The 17589-nt window shown below is 69.1% G+C and carries 20 protein-coding genes; 12 read left to right on the forward strand and 8 right to left on the reverse strand.

The window, feature by feature from the left end:
* Positions 1–29: 29 nt before the first annotated feature.
* From AAEP86_RS00310 to AAEP86_RS00355, 10 genes are read left to right on the forward strand one after another with little or no spacing between them, the layout of a single operon-like run.
* Complete coding sequence (locus tag AAEP86_RS00310; RefSeq protein ID WP_420367143.1) at positions 30–1373, forward strand: MinD/ParA family ATP-binding protein; 1344 nt, start codon at positions 30–32, stop codon at positions 1371–1373.
* Between the two features lie 7 nt (positions 1374–1380).
* On the forward strand, positions 1381–1533 hold the full coding sequence (locus AAEP86_RS00315; RefSeq protein ID WP_420367144.1) for a hypothetical protein: 153 nt from the start codon (positions 1381–1383) through the stop codon (positions 1531–1533).
* Positions 1527–2003, forward strand: coding sequence for a hypothetical protein (locus tag AAEP86_RS00320; protein ID WP_420367145.1), 477 nt, complete (start codon positions 1527–1529; stop codon positions 2001–2003). The genes AAEP86_RS00315 and AAEP86_RS00320 overlap by 7 nt, the downstream gene beginning before the upstream one ends.
* Before the next feature lie 3 nt (positions 2004–2006).
* A complete protein-coding gene (locus tag AAEP86_RS00325) occupies positions 2007–3089 on the forward strand; it encodes a C40 family peptidase (protein ID WP_420367146.1) in 1083 nt (360 codons plus the stop codon).
* A 29-nt stretch (positions 3090–3118) separates the two neighbouring features.
* Entirely contained in the window at positions 3119–3424 is a 306-nt protein-coding gene (locus AAEP86_RS00330) for a hypothetical protein (RefSeq protein ID WP_420367147.1), read from the forward strand.
* Positions 3316–4170, forward strand: coding sequence for a hypothetical protein (locus AAEP86_RS00335; RefSeq protein ID WP_420367148.1), 855 nt, complete (start codon positions 3316–3318; stop codon positions 4168–4170). Before AAEP86_RS00330 ends, AAEP86_RS00335 begins: the two co-directional genes overlap by 109 nt.
* 23 nt (positions 4171–4193) lie before the next feature.
* Complete coding sequence (locus AAEP86_RS00340; protein WP_420367149.1) at positions 4194–4400, forward strand: hypothetical protein; 207 nt, start codon at positions 4194–4196, stop codon at positions 4398–4400.
* Positions 4397–5146 (forward strand): HNH endonuclease family protein, encoded by a 750-nt coding sequence (locus tag AAEP86_RS00345; RefSeq protein ID WP_420367150.1) that lies wholly within the window; start codon positions 4397–4399, stop codon positions 5144–5146. The genes AAEP86_RS00340 and AAEP86_RS00345 overlap by 4 nt, the downstream gene beginning before the upstream one ends.
* Positions 5146–6774 (forward strand): type IV secretory system conjugative DNA transfer family protein, encoded by a 1629-nt coding sequence (locus AAEP86_RS00350; RefSeq protein WP_420367151.1) that lies wholly within the window; start codon positions 5146–5148, stop codon positions 6772–6774. Before AAEP86_RS00345 ends, AAEP86_RS00350 begins: the two co-directional genes overlap by 1 nt.
* A complete protein-coding gene (locus tag AAEP86_RS00355) occupies positions 6746–7333 on the forward strand; it encodes a DUF4913 domain-containing protein (RefSeq protein WP_420367152.1) in 588 nt (195 codons plus the stop codon). Before AAEP86_RS00350 ends, AAEP86_RS00355 begins: the two co-directional genes overlap by 29 nt.
* 48 nt (positions 7334–7381) lie before the next feature.
* Here the strand turns inward: AAEP86_RS00355 and AAEP86_RS00360 are convergent, their stop codons facing one another.
* Entirely contained in the window at positions 7382–7825 is a 444-nt protein-coding gene (locus tag AAEP86_RS00360; protein WP_420367153.1) for a hypothetical protein, read from the reverse strand.
* 126 nt (positions 7826–7951) lie between these two features.
* On the opposite strand from AAEP86_RS00360, the gene AAEP86_RS00365 reads away from it, so the two are divergent.
* Positions 7952–8779: a Swt1 family HEPN domain-containing protein gene (locus AAEP86_RS00365; protein WP_420367154.1), complete on the forward strand. Its 828-nt coding sequence runs from the start codon at positions 7952–7954 to the stop codon at positions 8777–8779.
* Positions 8780–8871: 92 nt separating this feature from the next.
* Here AAEP86_RS00365 and AAEP86_RS00370 read toward each other — a convergent pair whose 3' ends face one another.
* From AAEP86_RS00370 to AAEP86_RS00380, 3 genes are read right to left on the reverse strand one after another with little or no spacing between them, the layout of a single operon-like run.
* Positions 8872–9501, reverse strand: coding sequence for a hypothetical protein (locus tag AAEP86_RS00370; protein WP_420367155.1), 630 nt, complete (start codon positions 9499–9501; stop codon positions 8872–8874).
* A 3-nt stretch (positions 9502–9504) separates the two neighbouring features.
* Complete coding sequence (mobF, locus tag AAEP86_RS00375) at positions 9505–14043, reverse strand: MobF family relaxase (RefSeq protein WP_420367156.1); 4539 nt, start codon at positions 14041–14043, stop codon at positions 9505–9507.
* Complete coding sequence (locus AAEP86_RS00380; RefSeq protein WP_420367157.1) at positions 14043–14810, reverse strand: relaxase domain-containing protein; 768 nt, start codon at positions 14808–14810, stop codon at positions 14043–14045. Before AAEP86_RS00380 ends, mobF begins: the two co-directional genes overlap by 1 nt.
* A 360-nt stretch (positions 14811–15170) precedes the next feature.
* Between AAEP86_RS00380 and AAEP86_RS00385 the strand changes: the two genes are divergently transcribed.
* Positions 15171–15623: a hypothetical protein gene (locus tag AAEP86_RS00385; protein ID WP_420367158.1), complete on the forward strand. Its 453-nt coding sequence runs from the start codon at positions 15171–15173 to the stop codon at positions 15621–15623.
* Between the two features lie 77 nt (positions 15624–15700).
* On the opposite strand, the gene AAEP86_RS00390 is transcribed toward AAEP86_RS00385, so the two are convergent.
* The 4 genes from AAEP86_RS00390 to AAEP86_RS00405 all read right to left on the reverse strand — a co-directional run bounded on the left by AAEP86_RS00390 (position 15701) and on the right by AAEP86_RS00405 (position 17554).
* Entirely contained in the window at positions 15701–15991 is a 291-nt protein-coding gene (locus AAEP86_RS00390) for a hypothetical protein (protein ID WP_420367159.1), read from the reverse strand.
* Between the two features lie 57 nt (positions 15992–16048).
* On the reverse strand, positions 16049–16354 hold the full coding sequence (locus tag AAEP86_RS00395; protein WP_420367160.1) for a hypothetical protein: 306 nt from the start codon (positions 16352–16354) through the stop codon (positions 16049–16051).
* 191 nt (positions 16355–16545) lie between these two features.
* The gene (locus AAEP86_RS00400; protein ID WP_420367161.1) at positions 16546–17319 is read right to left on the reverse strand and encodes a Fic/DOC family protein; all 774 of its coding nucleotides are present in this window, start codon (positions 17317–17319) and stop codon (positions 16546–16548) included.
* 25 nt (positions 17320–17344) lie between these two features.
* Positions 17345–17554, reverse strand: coding sequence for a hypothetical protein (locus tag AAEP86_RS00405; RefSeq protein ID WP_420367162.1), 210 nt, complete (start codon positions 17552–17554; stop codon positions 17345–17347).
* Between the last annotated feature and the right edge of the window lie 35 nt (positions 17555–17589).

Genomic DNA, 17589 nt, shown 5'->3' on the forward strand with positions numbered 1-17589 from the left:
CCGCTCGAGCAGACAAGGACGACCCGCTCATGCCGAACACCACCGTGCACATTGACTACGAGCTCCGCGCCGACGGCGACCAGCTCACGATCGGCGACACCGCGTTCGCCGGCGAGAGCGCCTACCCGGACGCGATGGACTGGCTGCAGCAGCACGCCCAGACCGCCGGCGCCCCCGTCGTCGTCCGCAGCCACGACAGCACCACCGGCGCCGACACTCTCTTCAGCATCGACGGGCACGGCGCGATCGCCGCGGTCACGGGCACCGTCGCCGGCGGCGTCGACTCTCCGTCCCCGTGGGTGTCCGCGGCCGCGGCGCCGGCGGTGCCGCCGATGCCGCAGAGCGCCCCGGCACCTACGAGCGGCCCGGTCGCGGTACCTGTCGCAGCCCCGGTGGCGGCCGCCGCCCCGGTCGCTCCGCCCGCGACTGAGCAGGCATCGCCGCAGCGGCAGGGGCGGCAGTCGTTCCTCACCCAGGAGAGCGTCGAGGAGCCCGCGACGACCGGGTTCCGCGGCTTCCTCACCCGCGCCGGCATCCGCGTCGCGCCGTCCGCGGCGGAGCGGCTGCACCGCGAGCAGGTGCACCTGGTCAGCCAGCACCACGTCGGCCCGCGCACGATCATGCTCGCCAACGGCAAAGGCGGGGCAGGAAAGACCCTCGCCACGGTCTGCCTGTCGACGATCCTCGCCCGCTACTCGGGCGCAGCCACGGTCGCCTGGGACAACAACCAGACCCGCGGCACCCTCGGCTGGTCCACCGAGTCCGCCCGCCACGAAGCGAGTGTGCTGGATCTGCTGCCGAACATCGGCCGGCTACTCGGCACCGACGCGCAGTCCGCGGACATGGCCTCCTACGTCCACCACCAGACCCGCGACCGGTACGACGTCCTCAAGTCCAAGCCCGACGTCCTCGCCGCTGAGCAGCGGTTCGACGCCGGGACGGTGGACCAGGTGCACAAGGTGCTGACGAAGTTCTACCGGCTCGTGCTCATCGACTCCGGCAACGACGAAACCGACCCGATGTGGCTCGCTGGGCTGGACCGGACGGACCAGCTTGTCGTCCCGACGACCACCGACGACAAGTGGTGCGAGTCCGCAGCGCTCCTCCTCGAGCAGCTCGTCGCCGCCGGCGGACGGTACCGGGAGCTCGCGGAGAACGCCGTGGTCATCGTTGGGGTTGAAACCAGCGACGTGACCCGTCAGAAGGTCGCCGAGCAGGTGCGCCGGTTCAAGGACGCCGGCCTCGGCCGCGACGTCCTCACGATCCCGTACGACGCCGGCCTCAAGGCTCGCGTCATCAACTACGACGCGCTGCAGGAGCGAACCAAGCTCGCGTGGCTCGCCGCCGGCGCCGCCGTCGCCAGGGGGCTCTGACCCGACCATGACACGCACTCGTCTGCAGGACTGGCTCTGGCACAACCAGATGCGTCAGCTGCCGCGCGCGATCGTGGACTTGGTCTGGGTTTCCGCGGCGGCGATCGGCATGGGCCTCGTGGTGTTCGTCGTCGTCCCCTTGGTCAGGGGTGCATGGTGACGTGGAAGCGCGTGCTCGCGGTCCTCGGGATCGCCCTCGTCGTCGTCGCAGCCGTGATCGTGGTGAAGGTCGCCGCGGACCTGCGACACACGCACACCAACGCCGAGCAGTCGTCGACGCCGGCCCCGTCCGCATCGACGGCCGCAGCGGTGCCGAGCCCGGAGGCGATCGCGCACACGGTCGCCGACCGGTTCTGCCAGCCGAACACGACGAAGAACGTCTGGCAGCGGTCCCTGACGCCGTACCTGACGGCCGACGCGTGGCAGCTGTACTCCGCGGTCCGGCCGGCGAACGTGCCGTGCGCCGGCGTCCACGACGACGGTCAGCCGGTCGGGGACCAGCAGACGTCGATGGACCGTGCGTACCAGTTCACGGCGTCCACGGGCGGCCCGGTCACGGTGACACTGCACCGTGACACCAAGACCGCCCCGTGGTTGGCGTCGTATATCAACGCCGGGGATCAGGGGTAGCTCATGGGCGGCAAGGGAGGGATACTCGCGCTGCTCGCGCTCGCGCCGATCATCGGCGTGGTCGTGATCGTGGTGGTGCTGTTCACGATCGTCACCGGCGCCGGGGACGACGACGCCGCGGCCGCGACGTGCGGCGCCGTCGGCACCGTGTCCGGCACTGCCGTTGCGGTGCAGAAGGGCACGCTACCGGAGCAGGTCGGCCCGTACTCCGGCGACCAGGTCAAGAACGCCGCCGCGATCATCTCGATCGGGAAGCAACGCGGGCTCACCCAGCATGCGCAGCAGACCGCGCTGATGGCCGCGATGACCGAGTCCACCCTCCGCAACCTCTCCGGCGGCGACCGCGACTCCGCGGGCCTGTTCCAGATGCGGCCCTCCCAGGGCTGGGGCACGCAGGCGCAAGTCACAGACATCACCTACGCGATCAACCTGTTCTACGAACGCCTCGTGAAGGTCCCCGGCTGGGACACGATGGCGCCCGGCAACGCCGCCCAAGCCGTGGAAGGGTCCGCGTTCCCCGACGCGTACGCGACGAAGTCCGCGAACGCCGTCGAGATGATGAACGCCCTCTCCGGGGTCACGGTTTCAACCGTCTCGCAGACGAACGAGGGCGCGGCGTGCACCGCGGGCGCCGCCGCCGGCGCGGCCGCGGGAGGCGCGAACACGGCCCTTGCCGCCGGGAAGCAGCCCGCGACCGGTCCGCACGCTGCGCAGATCAATCGGGTGATCGGGTTCGCGAAGCAGCAGCTCGGGAAGGACTACGTCCTCGGCGGTGCGGGCCCGAACGTGTGGGACTGCTCGGGGCTGACGAAGGTCGCGTACGCGCAGATCGGAATCAGCATCGACGCCGGTCACTCCGCGACCACCCAGTGGCGCAACGGCGTCGCGTCCGGACACATGCACCCCCTGTCCGAAGCGCAGCCCGGGGACCTCATCTTCTGGGGCGGCAACGACGCCTGGCACGTCGGCATCAGCCTCGGCGGCGACATGATGATCGCCGCTCCGAAGCCGGGCGACGTGGTGAAGATCCAGAAGGTCTGGGGCACCCCCAACAGCCAGGTGTGGCGTCCTATCGACGCCCTGTAACGACAACGCACGATGCGAAGGAGCACACGATGAGCGACAACCGACTGCACCAGAACGCACCCCGGTCCCGGTGGCCACGCCGTGGTCTGATCCTCGCCCGCAACACCGGCGTCGGGTTCGCCGGCGGGGTGCTGCTGTGGATCGTGGCCCTGCTGTTCGGAGCGCTGGTCAGCCTTGTGAGCCCGGGGATGGGTCCGCACGCTGCCGCCGGCGCATGGGCTGCAGCGTGGACACCGTCCGGGTTCCTCTTCGCCGGCGCGGTCATCGCCGCCGGCTGCGCGATGCTCACCGTCGCGATCTGGTGGGCGATCGATCAGCGCCGGGCGGCGTCATGACCGCCGTCCGTTCCCAGGTCAACGCCGCCACGGTGCCGCTGGGGAGCCTGGATGTGCTCGAGGTGGGAACGATGCTGACCTGGAACGGGTGGACCGCCGCACACGGGGACTGGTACTCGCCGCTGCAGGGGGAGGCGACACCGGACGTGTTCGCGCTCATCAGCGTCGACGAGCAGGGCTATTGCGTCAACGCCGTCGAGTACGACGTCGACGACGCTCAACCGCGCGTGCGCGGAACCCTGCCGGGCACCTTCGCGACCCTCGGGGACGTTCTGGACGCCCTCGACGCCCTCGTCGCCGGTGCAGACGTTCTCCGGTTCGCGACCGGCCGTGAGCTGGACTTTCAGGGCGACCGGGAGCTGCCGGCAGTCGGGCTGTGGACCGGCCCCGCGATCCCGGCATGGCTCGTGCCGCTGACCGACCGCCGGCAGGACCTCCGCGGGTTCCGCATCGATTGGCAGGGTGGGCTCTCACACCGCGTCCTGCACGGCGGGCAGACGCCCGGCGGGGAGACGCTGACCGCGACCCAAGGGGACGACGACACGTGGGTGCTGGCCGTCAACGGCACGGCGCGGTCGGAACTTCGGGATCACCTCGACCACCACACGCTCGCGCAGATCCTCGCGTGGATGAACGCCGAAGCGCACACGCTGCTCGAGCGGACTCCATTCGAATCGATGGATACCCGCCCCTTCGCCGTCATCGACCCCGACGGCGTCGGTGCGCTGACGGTTCGGATGTGGTGACCGTGGCCTCGTTCAGTCACACCGTGACCGGCATCGCCGACACCGTCCGCGACGTCGTCGATACGTACAAGGAAGCCCGCCGCGACCGGGACGCAGTGATCGTGGCCGCCGTCGAGGTCCTCGGCCAACGCGGCGCCGCCGAAGCATCCGGGCTGTCCCGGCGCCGGGTCCGGCAGATCGTCGCCGAGGCCAGAGGCGTCAGCAACGACCGCCAAGGGGACCCTCAATGAGACGCCGCACCGCGAACACCGTCGGATCGCTTGCAGCGGTCCTCGCCGCCGCGCTCGGGGTGGCGGTGCTCGCTCCCGGGTTTGCCGGCGCCGGCCCGCACACGACACCCCAGGCGCCGGCGAGTGGCACTGTGTCCTCACCGGCGGCCCCCTCGAGCACGGTGTCGACGGCCGCGGCGTCGGATGCGCTGCAGGACCTCCGCGCGCTGCCCGTGTCGGACGCGTACGTGCCCGGCTACGACCGGGACGCGTTCGGCCCGGCCTGGGCTGACGTCGACCACAACGGCTGCGACACCCGCGTCGACGTCCTCCGGCGCGACCTCACGGACGCTGTCACGAAGCCGGGGACACGTGGGTGTGTGGTCCTGGCCGGGACGCTCCACGACCCGTATACGGGTCGCACCATCGCGTTCCACCGTGGTCCGACGTCGAGCATGGCGGTGCAGATCGATCACCGGTGGCCGCTCGGGCTGGTGTGGGCGCACGGGGCGGCGTCGTGGACGCCGGCACAGCGGGAAGCGTTCGCGAACGACCCGGCCGAGCTCCTCGCCGTCGACGGGCAAGCGAACGAGGAAAAGTCCGACTCGGGGCCCGGGGAGTGGATGCCGCCGAACGCCGGCGACGCGTGCGCGTACGCGACGTCGTTCGTGACGGTGGCCACGAAGTGGCGACTGTCGATCGCGTCGAAGGACGAACACGCATTGGAGCGCAGCCTCACCGGGTGCGAAGCACAGGGGAGCAACTGATGAAGACGACCGCACCGGACCCGTTCCAGACCGCGCTGCAGCAGTTCCACTGGCCGTGGTGGGGTACCCCGCTGATCGTCGCCGTGGTGGTGCTCGCGGTCGCTGGTGGGATCTTCTACCTGGTGCGCAGCGTGGGCGGCACCCCTGTCGACCGGATGCAGCGGCACCTGCGGCGCAACAACAACCTCGCGCCGGTGTTGTACGCGCGACGTCGGAAGGACGCCAAGCAGCTCCACCCGAACGCGGTGGACCTGCCGCCGGGGCAGAAGATCGGGACCCTCGTCGGCGGGGGCATGTCGTGGGTGTGGCAGGGGTGGCGTGACGTCGCGATCTACATCTTCGGGCCCGGCCGTGGGAAGACGACCGGGTCGGTGGTGCGGCACATGCTCGAGGCGCCGGGCGCCGCGGTGATGACCTCGAACAAGGTCGACGGCGTCAAGGAAGTCCTCGCCGGGCGGAAGCGGAAGGGCGATGCGTGGGTGTACGACCCGACGCAGGTGTACCGCCGGGAACACCGACCCGACTTCGTCTACGACCCGCTGTGGGACGTCGAGGACCTCACCACCGCGCAGGAGCTCGCCGCGATCTTCGAGGCCAGCACCAAAGACGCCGACAGCAAGTCCGACGCGCAGTTCGACTCGCAGGGCCGGGACCTGTTCGCCTACGCCCTCCTCGCAGCGAAGCTCGACGGGATCGGACTTGGGCAGGTCTACACCTGGATCACGAAGCAGGAGCACGACGAGATCCGCGCGATCATGCAGAAGCACGGGCAGAGCGGGCCGGCGTCCGCGCTGATCGGTCTGCAAGGGCAGCCGGACAAGACGCGCGGCAGCGTCTATGCCACCGCACAGCGCATGGCGTCCGCGATCGCCAACGACAAGCTGCTCGCGTGGACGAGCGCGCCGGGAGTGCGGAAGTTCAGCGCGGAAGCGTTCGTGCGCAGCGCCGGCGACACCGCGGTGCTGATCTCCCGCAACGGTCCCGGGTCCGGGGGCGCATTCGTCGCGGCGCTGGTGCGGTCGATCTCCCGAGCGGGAGAGCGTGCCGCGGCCGCGGACGGCGGACGGATCACGACGCCGGTGGTGTTCGAACTCGACGAGGTCGCGAACATCGTCCGGTGGCCGGAACTGCCCGACGTGGTCTCGTTCTACGGGTCGATGGGGCTGATCCTCGGCATGTACTTCCAGTCCTGGGGGCAGATCGTCCGCGTGTTCGGCTCGGAGGGTGCCGACACCCTGTGGAGCGCGTCGTCGATCCGTGTCTACGGCGGCGGAGAGTCCACGCAGTCGCCGTTCCTCAAGCGGTTCTCGGAGAGCATCGGCAACTACGACGAGTGGACGACGAACACCTCGACCGGCCGGAACGGCTCCACCCGGTCGCGGACGGCGCGGTCGAAGCCGATCCTGCCCCCGGATGTGTTGGCGCACCTGCCGAAGTGGCGGGCCGTGTTCGACGCCACCGACGTCGGCCCGGTGTTGATCCGCACTCGCCCGTGGTTCCTCGACAAGGTGCTCACCGCGATGATCGAGGGCCGCGAGGTGAAGAACGGGAAGATCGTCAAGGAGAAGAAGACGCCGGCAGAACGCCCGTCGACGTCGGATGGGGCTGGCCGTGTCGAGCCCGTTTGATCCGAACCAGTGGCCCGCCGGCTACGGACCAGGCAGCGGCTACGCGGGCGGGGCGGGCGGCGGCCGCGGCTGGGACGAACCGCCGCCGGACGACGAAGATGGGGTGCCGGCCGATCCCAGTACCGGTGAGCTCCTGCCGATGTCGAGCGAGCAGTCCGAGGCGGCGGGGGCCGGAACGGAGCCCCGGAAACCGAAGCAGGACCCGCGCGAAGCGTTCCTGCAGTGGGTCAGCGAGCAGATCGGTCAGGTCGAGGCGTACCAGCAGCCGATTGCGCAGAAGCCCGCGTGGTGCCCGGAGTGGTGGAAGCACCCGGAGGTCGTTCAGCGGCTCTACGTGGCGTGGAAGGCGTATCAGCAGGCGGTCGAGCGGATGCGGGAGGACAAGGGCGCGAAGTCCGCGTGGTGGGTGCAGCACTGGGACCACCACGCGCGGGTCATCTTCGATAAGCAGCAGGGGCCATTCCGGGCGTGCAACGCGGCCGGGCATCTCGCCGACAACAACGAGAAGCCGCTACCGATCGAGGTAGTGCGGCCGCCAGCAGACGCGCCGCTGTTCTGACCGGGGCGACGGGAGGGCCGGGTACTGAAAGGTACCCGGCCCTTCTGCCTACCTTCTTGCTCGGGCGATGATCACCACGACGAGGAGGATGACCAGCGGTACGGGCGCGGGGATCGACGCTGCGACCCGGTTGATGAGTTCCCAGATCCCGTACGCCGCACCACCGCCGGCGAGGACGATGCCGCCCTCCCGGGTCTCTGTGACCAGCAGGATCAAGCCCCCGACGATCGTTGCGGCGTAGAGCGCGAACACACCCCCGTCGGAGGGGATGTGCCTGCCGATGACCGAGACGAGGATGACGATTACGACCGTCGGCACGATCGGGACCCACGCCTTGATACCGAGGCGCACGAGCACGACCAACAGGACGATTGCGGCGACGAGCCCTGCGATCGCGAACCCCCAGGGCCAAGCGCTGTGCCAGGTGGTTGACCATCGTTCCGGCGGTGTCGTCCACCAGTCCGATGCGGCCGAAAGTGAGATTTCATGCATGACCGCATCGTAGACAGAACGGTCCACTAGAAGGGTGACGCGCCGGTCATATGAGCGCGGCATCAAGCTGTTTCACTGACCGGCACAGCCCTCGAGGCTCGAGGTGAGCCGCCCTAGACTCGCCGCGTGGCTCACCTGACCCCCTCATCGGCGCTTGAGAGCTGTGAGACGGCGCTCCGTCAGCTCCTCGTCCATGTGCTGGCCGAGAAGCACGGGTCCAAGTGGATGACGAAGGTCTTCAACGACAAACAGCTCGCGGGCTTCACTGAGAAGCGTGAGTACGAGCAGAAGAAGCGCACATCCCGCGGCGTCGCGGTCGTATCGAACGCCCTGATCGACTACACCCAGTTTTTCGACCTGGTGACGCTCGCGGAGAAGAACTGGGAGCTGGTCGCCCCGGCGCTCGGGAAGAAGGCCGACACCCTGGCACTCTTGCGTCGAATCGATGATCTACGCAATACGGTCGCGCACAACCGCACGCTTCTGCCGTTCGAAGAGGACCTCGTTGCCGGCATCGCTGGGGAAATCAGGAACAGGGTGACCATCTACATGAGCACGCAAGACGAAACCGGCGACTTCTACGCCCGCATCGAAGAAGTGACCGATAGCTTCGGAAACCGGCTCGATGGGGTGGCCACGCTGGTGAGCACGTACCCATCGGTTCAGACCGACATCGTGTTGAGCGTCGGGCAGACCGTGACGTTCCGCTGTCGGGCGTCCGACCCGCAGGGGCGCCCGCTGTCATGGCAGCTCACTACCTCCTATGCGGGCGGCAGGAGCGTTGTCGTCAAGGGCGCCGACGTGGAGCTGCGGTGGGAGGTAACCGACGATCATGTGTCGACGCAGACGTATGTGTGGATCCGGTTGATCGCAGAAGGTCGGTATCACCGGTGGTCGGAAGGGTTCGACGGCTTAGCGACGTTCATGTACCGAGTCGACCCGCCGACGCCTTAGCGCGCGCTCGAGGCAGGGTTGGCCGAGGCACACCTCGCCTCGCAGCGTGCGGTTCGGCGGGCTCCTCCAGGTGGTCTAGCGAAGAACCCCGTTCAGTGTCCCGGGTGCTCGTCCCAGGGGAGGGCGAAGGACAACGTGTCTGCCCACCCGCCCGCGGCGACGTGGTCCGCGACAGCGGCGGCCACGTCGCTCTGCGCCCACTGCTCCTTCGCGTGCTCGAATCCGTCCTGCCAGTCGCTGTTGTCTGGATCAAAGAAGTAGGTCGCTTCGCCCGGTGGCATCCCTTGGGGGAAGGGGATGGTGATCCACCCGCGTGCGGGCTCATCGGTCTGAATCGTTCCCACGAGCACGATGTCCGGCAGCCCTCCAGGGGCGAACTGACGGAACGTGGGGTCGAGAAGCAAAGGAGGATTACTGCAGGTGAGGATCATGTGGCCGGCGTGGTCGAACTGCGTCTCGTCGGTCTGTAGGACAGGGGCGTCGTCGGGCACAGGGGCGCCGGCGGCCCGCGCCTGCAGTGCTGCCTCCTTACCGGTGAGTGCCGAGTGGCCGTCCGCAGTCATTGCGAGGATCGACACAGCTCGAGGGCGAACAGTGAGGCTCAACCGCTCGGCAGCGGCGGCGAGCAGCGCACACGCCTCAACACACTCGTTCCGACGGCCGAAAAGCTCGCCGACGACATCAGTGAAACGCCCGAGCGTTTCCAGTGTGGGGTCCGCCATCGGTCAGCGCTCCAGACCGTCGTCGCCGCGGGACAGGTCTGGTGCCGACGACGAGTCCAGCGTGAGGGAGCTGTCACTGCCCGTGGACGTTGACACCTCGCCGGGGTCGATGCCGGCCTGGCGGAGCATCTCGCGGTCGCGCAGCTCGAACTCGTCGTACTGCGTCTCAGCCGCACCGTCTCCCGTGGCGGTGATGGCGTCGGCATCCGCAGCGCCCTCGCCAGCGATCGCAGCCGTCTCCGCTGCCGTCTCGTCGCGGCCCTCGGCTGCGATCTGAGCGGTGTCGAGGTTGGTAACGTTCTCGATCGCGTCCGCGGCCGCGGCGCCGATGACGGCGCCCGTCGCGATCGCCGCGGCTTCGTCCTGCTGCCGGTCGACGTCGGGTGCCGGGTAGCGCTGCGCGAGGCGGTCGGCGCGTTCCTGCTCGCGCTGCGCCTGCACGGCGGCCTGCTCACGCTGACGTTCCGCCTTCCGCTGCGCCTCGCGGACCGCGTACTCGCGGTCGCGCTCGGCCTTGCGCTGGGCCTCCTGCAGCTGCCGGCGCCGCTCGTCGGCCGCGCGCTGCGCCTGCCGGCTGACTTCGGAGGCGATGGTCTGCCCGGCCCGGCCAGCGTGGCGGCCGACGTGGTCGAACGTTTCGTCGATGGGATCGCTCATGATGGTTCCTTCCTGCGGAATGGTGGGCGACACAGCGGCCACCGGAGTGGTCTCGGTGCCAGCCGAGGTCGCGGGTGCGGCTTCGGCGGTGGACGCTTGCGAAGTGGCCTCCGCAGCGGTCTCGGGGCGGGTCTGCGTCGGGGTGTCGGTGGCGTGCTCCGCGACGACGTCGGACACGGTGGCCAGCGCCGTCGACGTCGCCTGCTGCACGCCCTCCGCGGCCGCCAGGAGCGCCGTGCGCGCTACGGCGCTCCGCTCGGCGGCGGATGCGGCGTAGTGCTCGCGGGTGGACTCGGTGACCTCGGGAGCGGTCGACAGGGCGGCAGCCTTGTGCAGCGCGGTCACACGCTCCTGCAGCCGGTCGGCGACGGGGTTGCCGCGGAGCTTGTCCGGGATCGCCTGCGGCTCGGACGGGTCGATGCGGTACTTCGTGCGGAGGACGTCGACCTCGGCCGCGGTGCGGTGCCAGTCGAACATCCGCCACGGCTCGGACGGGAGCCGACCGAGGTCCTTGGTCCATGCCGGCTGCTCGAGCGCGAGTGCGGCACCGCGCTCCTTCAGGCGCACGCCGATGTAGTGGTGCCGTTCCGCGAGGTGGTCCCGCCACTCGGCCGGCAGCAACTCGTCCTGGTGGCGGCGGCCGTCCGCGATCCATGCCGGGACGCCGTCCACGGGCTCCCGGTCGACGACGAGGACGGCCGGCTGCCCGATCCCCTCAAGGGCCTTCTCGATACGCCAGTGCAGCACAGCGGGGACGTCCTCGGCGGAGCCGAGCTCACGCTGCTTGTACGCATCCTGCAGCGTGGCGATCGGGTCGTGGCCGTAGTCCTCTGCGTGGCGGAGCGACGCCGCGAGGGCACCCCACGACTCCTGCCCCTCGAGCGACGTGGCGAACTCTTCGCCGAGCGCCTTCGTGACGATCGCACCGGCGCGGAGCTCGTCGGCGCGCACGGCGACGTCGGCGTGCTGGTCGATGAGGGTGACGAGGTCCTCGACGCGGTCCTGCTCGAGGCGGATGGTCTCGTGTGCGGAGAGCATCCGCTCGGAGCGGGCAGCGATCTGCTCGAGGGCTTCGGGGACGGTCGCGGCGTCGTCGAGTGCGAGGTAGAGCCGGTTGCTCTCCTTGCCGCGGGACAGGGCCGTGTAGGCGTCCTCACGGCTCATCGTCGCGTCACCGAGAACGTGGGTGTGCTCGGTGGTGAGGCCCTGGGAGCGGCTGATGGTGCGGGCGTAGCCGATCTCGACGTGGCGGCTGACGTAGCCGGCGGGGAGCTGGATCACGGCGCCGTGCTCGGCGTGGGCGACGTCGACGGCGCCGTCGTCGCGGATCCCGGTGACGGTCCACAGGTCGCCGTTCTTGACGCGGTCGCGGCCGCCCTGGATGCGGAGATCCGACTCGTTACGGCGGGTGACGATCGTGTCACCGATGTGCGCGGCGAGCCCGTCGCGGAGGTTCACCGACCGGCTGGTGTCGACGTCGCCGGTGGAGATCCGGAACGCCTGCGCGCGAGCGTTGAGGTCCGCAACCGCGGTAGCGGTCGGGGCGAGCATCAGGGCGCGGTGGCCGGCGAGGGTGTCGTGCTGCCAGCCTTCGAACACCGCGGCGGTCATCCGCTCGCTGTCGCCGCCGACGACCCGGCCGTTGTCCTGGTACCAGGAGAACGGGTCGCCGGGGCGCATCGGGTCGCGGAGCCGGAGGGACGCTTCTGCTTCCTCAGTGTCGGCGAAGCGGTGCACGTGCTCGAGCTGCACGGACCCCACCTCGCGGTCGATCAGGCGGAGCACACCGCCGGCTTCGACGGCGGAGAGCTGCCGGTCGTCACCGATCCCGCGGACGACGGCGCCGTACTCGTTGGCGATCTTCTGGACGTCATCGAGGCGGAACGTGCCGGCCATGCCGGCCTCGTCGACCACGATCACATCACCCGGCTTGAGGGCGTACTTCGCGGCCACCTCGTCCTGCTGGTGAGCAACGATGAAGCCGTGGATCGTCGTCGCTTCGATCCCCACGGCCTCGGAGAGCACCGACGCTGCAGGTGCAGACGGTGCGAGTCCGATCATCCGGACCCCGCCGGCCTGTAGGGCGTCGTTGGCGAGCTTCAACGCGGTGGTCTTGCCGGCGCCGGCGGGCCCGATCCCCATCAGTAGTTCCCGGTCGCTCGTCGCGAATGCCTTCGCGAGATCCCGCTGCCCCTGATCGAGCGGGCCGTCATACGCGGCTGCGACGCGCTCGAACACGTCGATGGACACGGGCGCCATCGTCCGTGCGCGGGCGGCGTCGAGGAGGCGGTCCTCGGCGGCGAGGATCCCGCCTGAGGTGTAGACGGTCTTGCCCTTGTGCTCAAACACGGACTCGCCGTTGGACCGGGTGAGGGGCTTGAACGCTCCGTGCGGGGACGGCGGGGTGAGCGAGATCGACGAGTGCAGGGCGGTCTTCGTGACCTGCTGCACCAGGGGTTCAGCGATGTCCTGGTCCGGGATCATCTGCGCGAGCTGCCGGCGGGCTTCGGCTTCAATGACGCCGGCACCCCACACCGAGTACCGCTCCTCGACAGCAGCCAGAACGAGCTGCGCGCGTTCGTCGACGTTGACGGTCGGCGCGCTGAACCCGTCCCGGGCGCGGGCTTCGGCGATGCGCCGCGCGTTCGGGAGGACTTGGTCTGCGCGGTCCTGTCCGACCCGTGCGACGGCGTCGTCGTGGGTGGCCTGCGGGGAGCGGCCGTGTTCCTTCTGCGGCCGTGTCTCCAGCGTCGCCTGCTGCGCGATCTTGATCTGTGCCTTCTGATCGGGAGCGCGCCCGTGGTCGCGCTGGTACTCCGCGGTGAGGCGTTCGACCTGCTCGCGGATCGATGCGGACCGGGAGGAGAACGTGTCGATCAGGTCAGTGTCGACGCCGGCGATCTCCATCACGGGACGCTTGCCGGCGGCGACCGTGCGGGCCTCGGTGGTGACATCGAGGGCCTTGGTGACCTCGGACATGATGGCCGCGTTGTAGAACTCCGAGACGGGGACGTTCATGCGGTGCAGCAGCTTGGAGTCGATGGTGCGCCACTTGCCGTCGGAGCCCTTGACCTTGTTCGCGACCACCAGGTGGTCGTGCAGCTGCGGGTCGCCGTTGCGGGACTCGAAGTGCCGGAACGCGGTTACCGCGACGCCACCCTCGACCGCGATCTGCTCGACGCCGTTCGTGCCGGCGCGGGTCGCCAACGCCTCACGCTCGAGGTACGCGATGGTGGACGCGACGGCGCGGTCCTGTGCCTGCTCGATGCTCTTCCGGGTGTCATCGTCGCCGAGCGCCCACAGCACGGACACGCTCTTCGCGGGGGAACAGACCAGGTCGAACCCCGCGACAGCCTGCTGGTCGGGTCGGGTCGCTGCAGTGATGTAGCGACCGAGCTCCTCCTTGTCGGCGGGCTCACGACCCTTCGCTTCGCGGAACGCCTGCGCGCCTTCACGGGTGCGGATGAGGCGTCGTTCCTCGGTGTTGGGCTCGTGGCCCTGCATGCGCTGGAAGGTGGCGTAGCCAGCCTGGATGCGGCCCTGCAGAGTGTTCTCGTCGGCCTTGTAGACGTAGTAGGACCGGCCCAGCTTCGCGGCCTCCTGCGCCTGCTTCCCGCTCATCCCGGACGCCAGAGCATCGACGATGATGCGGTCCGCGTCCGGGTGCAGACCCTCACCGAAGAGAGCCTTCATCTGCTCCTCGGTGACGGTCCCGGAGACACCGAGGACGGCGGCACCGCCGCCCATCCACCGGCCGGGAGGGTTCCCGTCGGCGGTGTAGTAATCGCCGAGCTCGCGGTCGTGGTCGCGGCGTGCGTCACCCGTGGCGACCTCGGACGTGTAGTACGCGTACCCGTCCCCGGCGGACAGGACGTGCATCGTCATCATGACGGTCGTCGCCGAAACAGGTCGCGCAGACGACCACGCTGAGACTGCTCGCCGGCGTCCTCAGGCGCTTGGACGGCGGGCGTTTGAGGTACACGAGGTAGATCCCAAATCAGCGCTGGGTCAACGCCGGCAACCTCGAAGTGGGAGCGTCGGTCTTCCCTATAGGAGATGTCGACGGCGACACTGAGACGGTCATCAAGCGCAGCAATGAGCGATGACACGTACCGCTCGTGCGCAACCTCCTCTGCGGATCGGATCGTCGTGACGTCCATACCCGTGACCCGGCGGTCGGATCCGAGCACCGCGTTCACCACATCAACATGTACGTGGATCCCCGGCTTTCCTTGCCGGTCGAAGTGGTGCATGAAGGCACACGCAACGGCAGGTTCGACGATGTCGATCTGTGCAATACCGCGTTCACCCCGACGAGCAAAGATCCACTCTGACCCGAGCGTCCGCATCGTATCGTCAACCGCACCGAGCACTGACTCGCTCAGGAGCGCTCGGATCTCATCGGCCTGCGTTGCCCACAGGACTGACACTGAGAGTGGGACCTCGAACGCGACTTCGAGCAGTTCTGGCGATGCACTGATGGGGTCGGTCATCCGTGTTGCGATGTCCTGGAACACGGCCCGCGATACCGGTTGACTTGGGTCAACACCCGCAGGGACGCCCCCAACCCAGGTTCCTTCAGCGGTCGCCGCCAGCGGAGTTGGGCAGCCCTGCGCAAACTTAGACAGGCGCATCGTCCGGATCTCGAACATAGGGAGACTCTACCTCACTCATTCATAATGCCTGAGGTGTGACGCGTTGATGACCGGAGGCCGGAGCGAGGAACGAGCGCAGGTTGGAGGGAGGGAGGCGAGGCCGGGAGGAACATGGAGCCCGGAGCGAAGCGGAGTGGCGGAAGTTCCGAGCGCGGTAAACAGATGGAGACCGGGAGCGGCGGCCAGCGACGAGGAACGAGGAGCGTCGGGCCGCCAGCATCCGGGTCGAGAACTGTCACCGGCCGCGCCGCTGGCGCGCGGTAGGCTGTGCGACAACAGGAGCGCCGCATGGTACCGCCGGCAGGCAGGGGCCGCCCGGACCGGGCGGGCGGTGGCCGTTAGGGATTGGGGAATCAGATGGCTCAGGTTCGAACGTCAGGGAAGCAAGCAGCGGCGCGCAAGGCAGCGCGTGAGCGGGCCGTGGAGCGGGCGGCGGAGTTCCGCCGCCGGCAGGGCCAGTTGGAAGAGCTCGCCGCCGAATACTTCGTCGCCGCGGACGCCGTCGACGGGATTAACCAGGATGCGGAAGAGCGCATCCAGCAGATCCGCGACGAGGCCGCCGCCGCGATCGCGGAAGCGGAAGAACGTGCGCGGGAGATCATCGGTCGGATGCTCGACACCAAGGTCACCCGCGACGAGGTCGCCGAACGGCTCGGCATCCCCGTGCGTGAGGTCAAGCGCTCCAAGCCGAAGGCATCCGCGAACACGCAGGCGCGCGATATGGACGGCGTCGCCGGCGCCGGGGATGCTCCGTCCGGGGACGCGGAGGACACCACCTCAGGCGACGACCAGGAGTCGTACGCGGCGTAGCGGACGGACTCCCTCGACGCATGACAGAGCCCCCGACCACAATGCGTGGTCGGGGGCTCTGGTGTGTGCTGTGGCCGTTAGGCGAGGTTGACGTGCATCGACCAGATGCAGATGGCAATGAAGCCGCCCCAGAACGTCAGGCCGGACCAGGCGCAGACGATGCCGACGACAGCGCGTCCGGGGATGTCGGTCCCGCGGCAGAGTCCGACGATGCAGAACACGAGCGCCAGGATCGGGATCACGATCAGGAGCCCGGCGACCATCGACACGATGCCGAGGAACACGCCCCATCGCGTCATCTTCGTGCCGCGCTTGGGGCCGGTCACCTCGTGGGCTTCTACCCACTGTGGTGGTGCGTAGTTGGTCATGATCCTGTCCCCTCGGTGGTTGCCGGCGACCGTACGCCGGGCTTCCGACATTGCCCGCTAGAACAGCGTCGGTGTCCCCGCGGCGATGCCGGTCCTACAGGCGCGGACCGCGGCTCCGTCCCACCCGCGGTCGCGGAACGCTTCCCGGAGTTCGCGGGAGAGTCGCACCCGTTCCGAGCGGGGGAAGCTGATCGTGCGGAGCGCGGTCGACGCGTTCCGGTGCCGGCCGCGCTGCACCCGCTCGAGCATGTTCCCGCGGTGTGTTCCTGGTGCCAGGTGGGATGCGGCCGGGTCGACGTCGACGTGCACGCACAAGGGCACGTCGCACGCGTGCAGCAGCAACGTCGACGGAGGCAACGGCATACCTGTCAGGTGTTCGTAGAACCAGCGCGGTGGGCGCATGGCTCGTTGCCCGCCGTCCGGCTGGGGAAGCCAGAACCGGCCGTAGCCATCGTCACCGATCGCGCCGGTCCAGATCCAACAATCCGACGTCGCCGGCCCCTTCACGACGTGCGACCAGAACCGTTCATCGGCGGGTACCCGGGTACGACCGCTCACCGCTCGATGCCGTCGTGGCCGCGGAACTGCTCGGGCATCGTTGGCCACTGCTCCGTCATCGACGCGCCGGCCCCAGGATGCTTCGGCAGCCCCGCGTCCGGATCAAGGCCAGCGGAACGCATCATGTCTCGGTCACGCCGCTCGAACGCGTCAAAGCCGCGCTCGTCACGGCCCTCGTCACGCTCGACCAGGTGCGCACGGAGGTAGTCGGCGAGCGGCCGGTCGTTCCCGGCAATAGCGTGCAGGCGCACGGTGCGGAGCTCGTCGACGTCGACACGCTCCCAGGCGATCGGATGTCCAGCGCGTTCCGCAACCGCGCCCACGTAGGCGCTCTGGGATCTCGTGTTCCCGTCACGGAAGGGATGGATCGCTGAAAGCTCCCCCCACCGGTCAGCGAGGCGGTCGGCGAACGTGTCCGCGTCGAGGCCCGTGAGGTAGTCCTCCCGCTCGAGCTTGCCGAACAACGTCGACAGGTTCGCGTCGATGTACTCCGGTCGGCAGTACGGGATACCCGTCCCCGTGGCCTGCACGTCGACGTCACGGATCTGACCCGCGATCCCGGGCACGAGGTCGCCGAACATTCGATCGTGGATGCGCTGCAGGTACTCGTAGTCGGGACGGCTTGGGACCGGCTCGGCGCGAACCTCGGCCATCGTGACCGACGCGAACTCGTTCATCGCCTCGTCGAGCTGCTCGTGCGTCCGGTAGCCGGCTGCGTTCACCAGCACCCCGCCACTGCCCGGGTAGGTGTACTTGTCGTCGACGCTCATCCGCTCCCCCGCAGGACGTCGACGCTCAGCGCTGGCGGAGCGGAAACCCGTGCTTCGCCGCGAGCTCCGCTCGCGCGTCCTCCGGGGACAACGTTCCCTCGAGGATGCGACGGGCACGGCCCAGCGCTTCCTCGTTCGGGAAGTGCCCGGCCAGCTGCTGCCCCTTCTCGATCAGCGCCATCTCCCGCTCAACGTCGATCGTTCGCTTCGAGTCGTGCTCGGTCTTGATGCTCATCGGGACTCCCCTGTTCGAGTCAAATTCTACCAACC

Source organism: Curtobacterium sp. L1-20 (genome assembly GCF_048755855.1).
Classification (GTDB): Bacteria; Actinomycetota; Actinomycetes; order Actinomycetales; family Microbacteriaceae; genus Curtobacterium.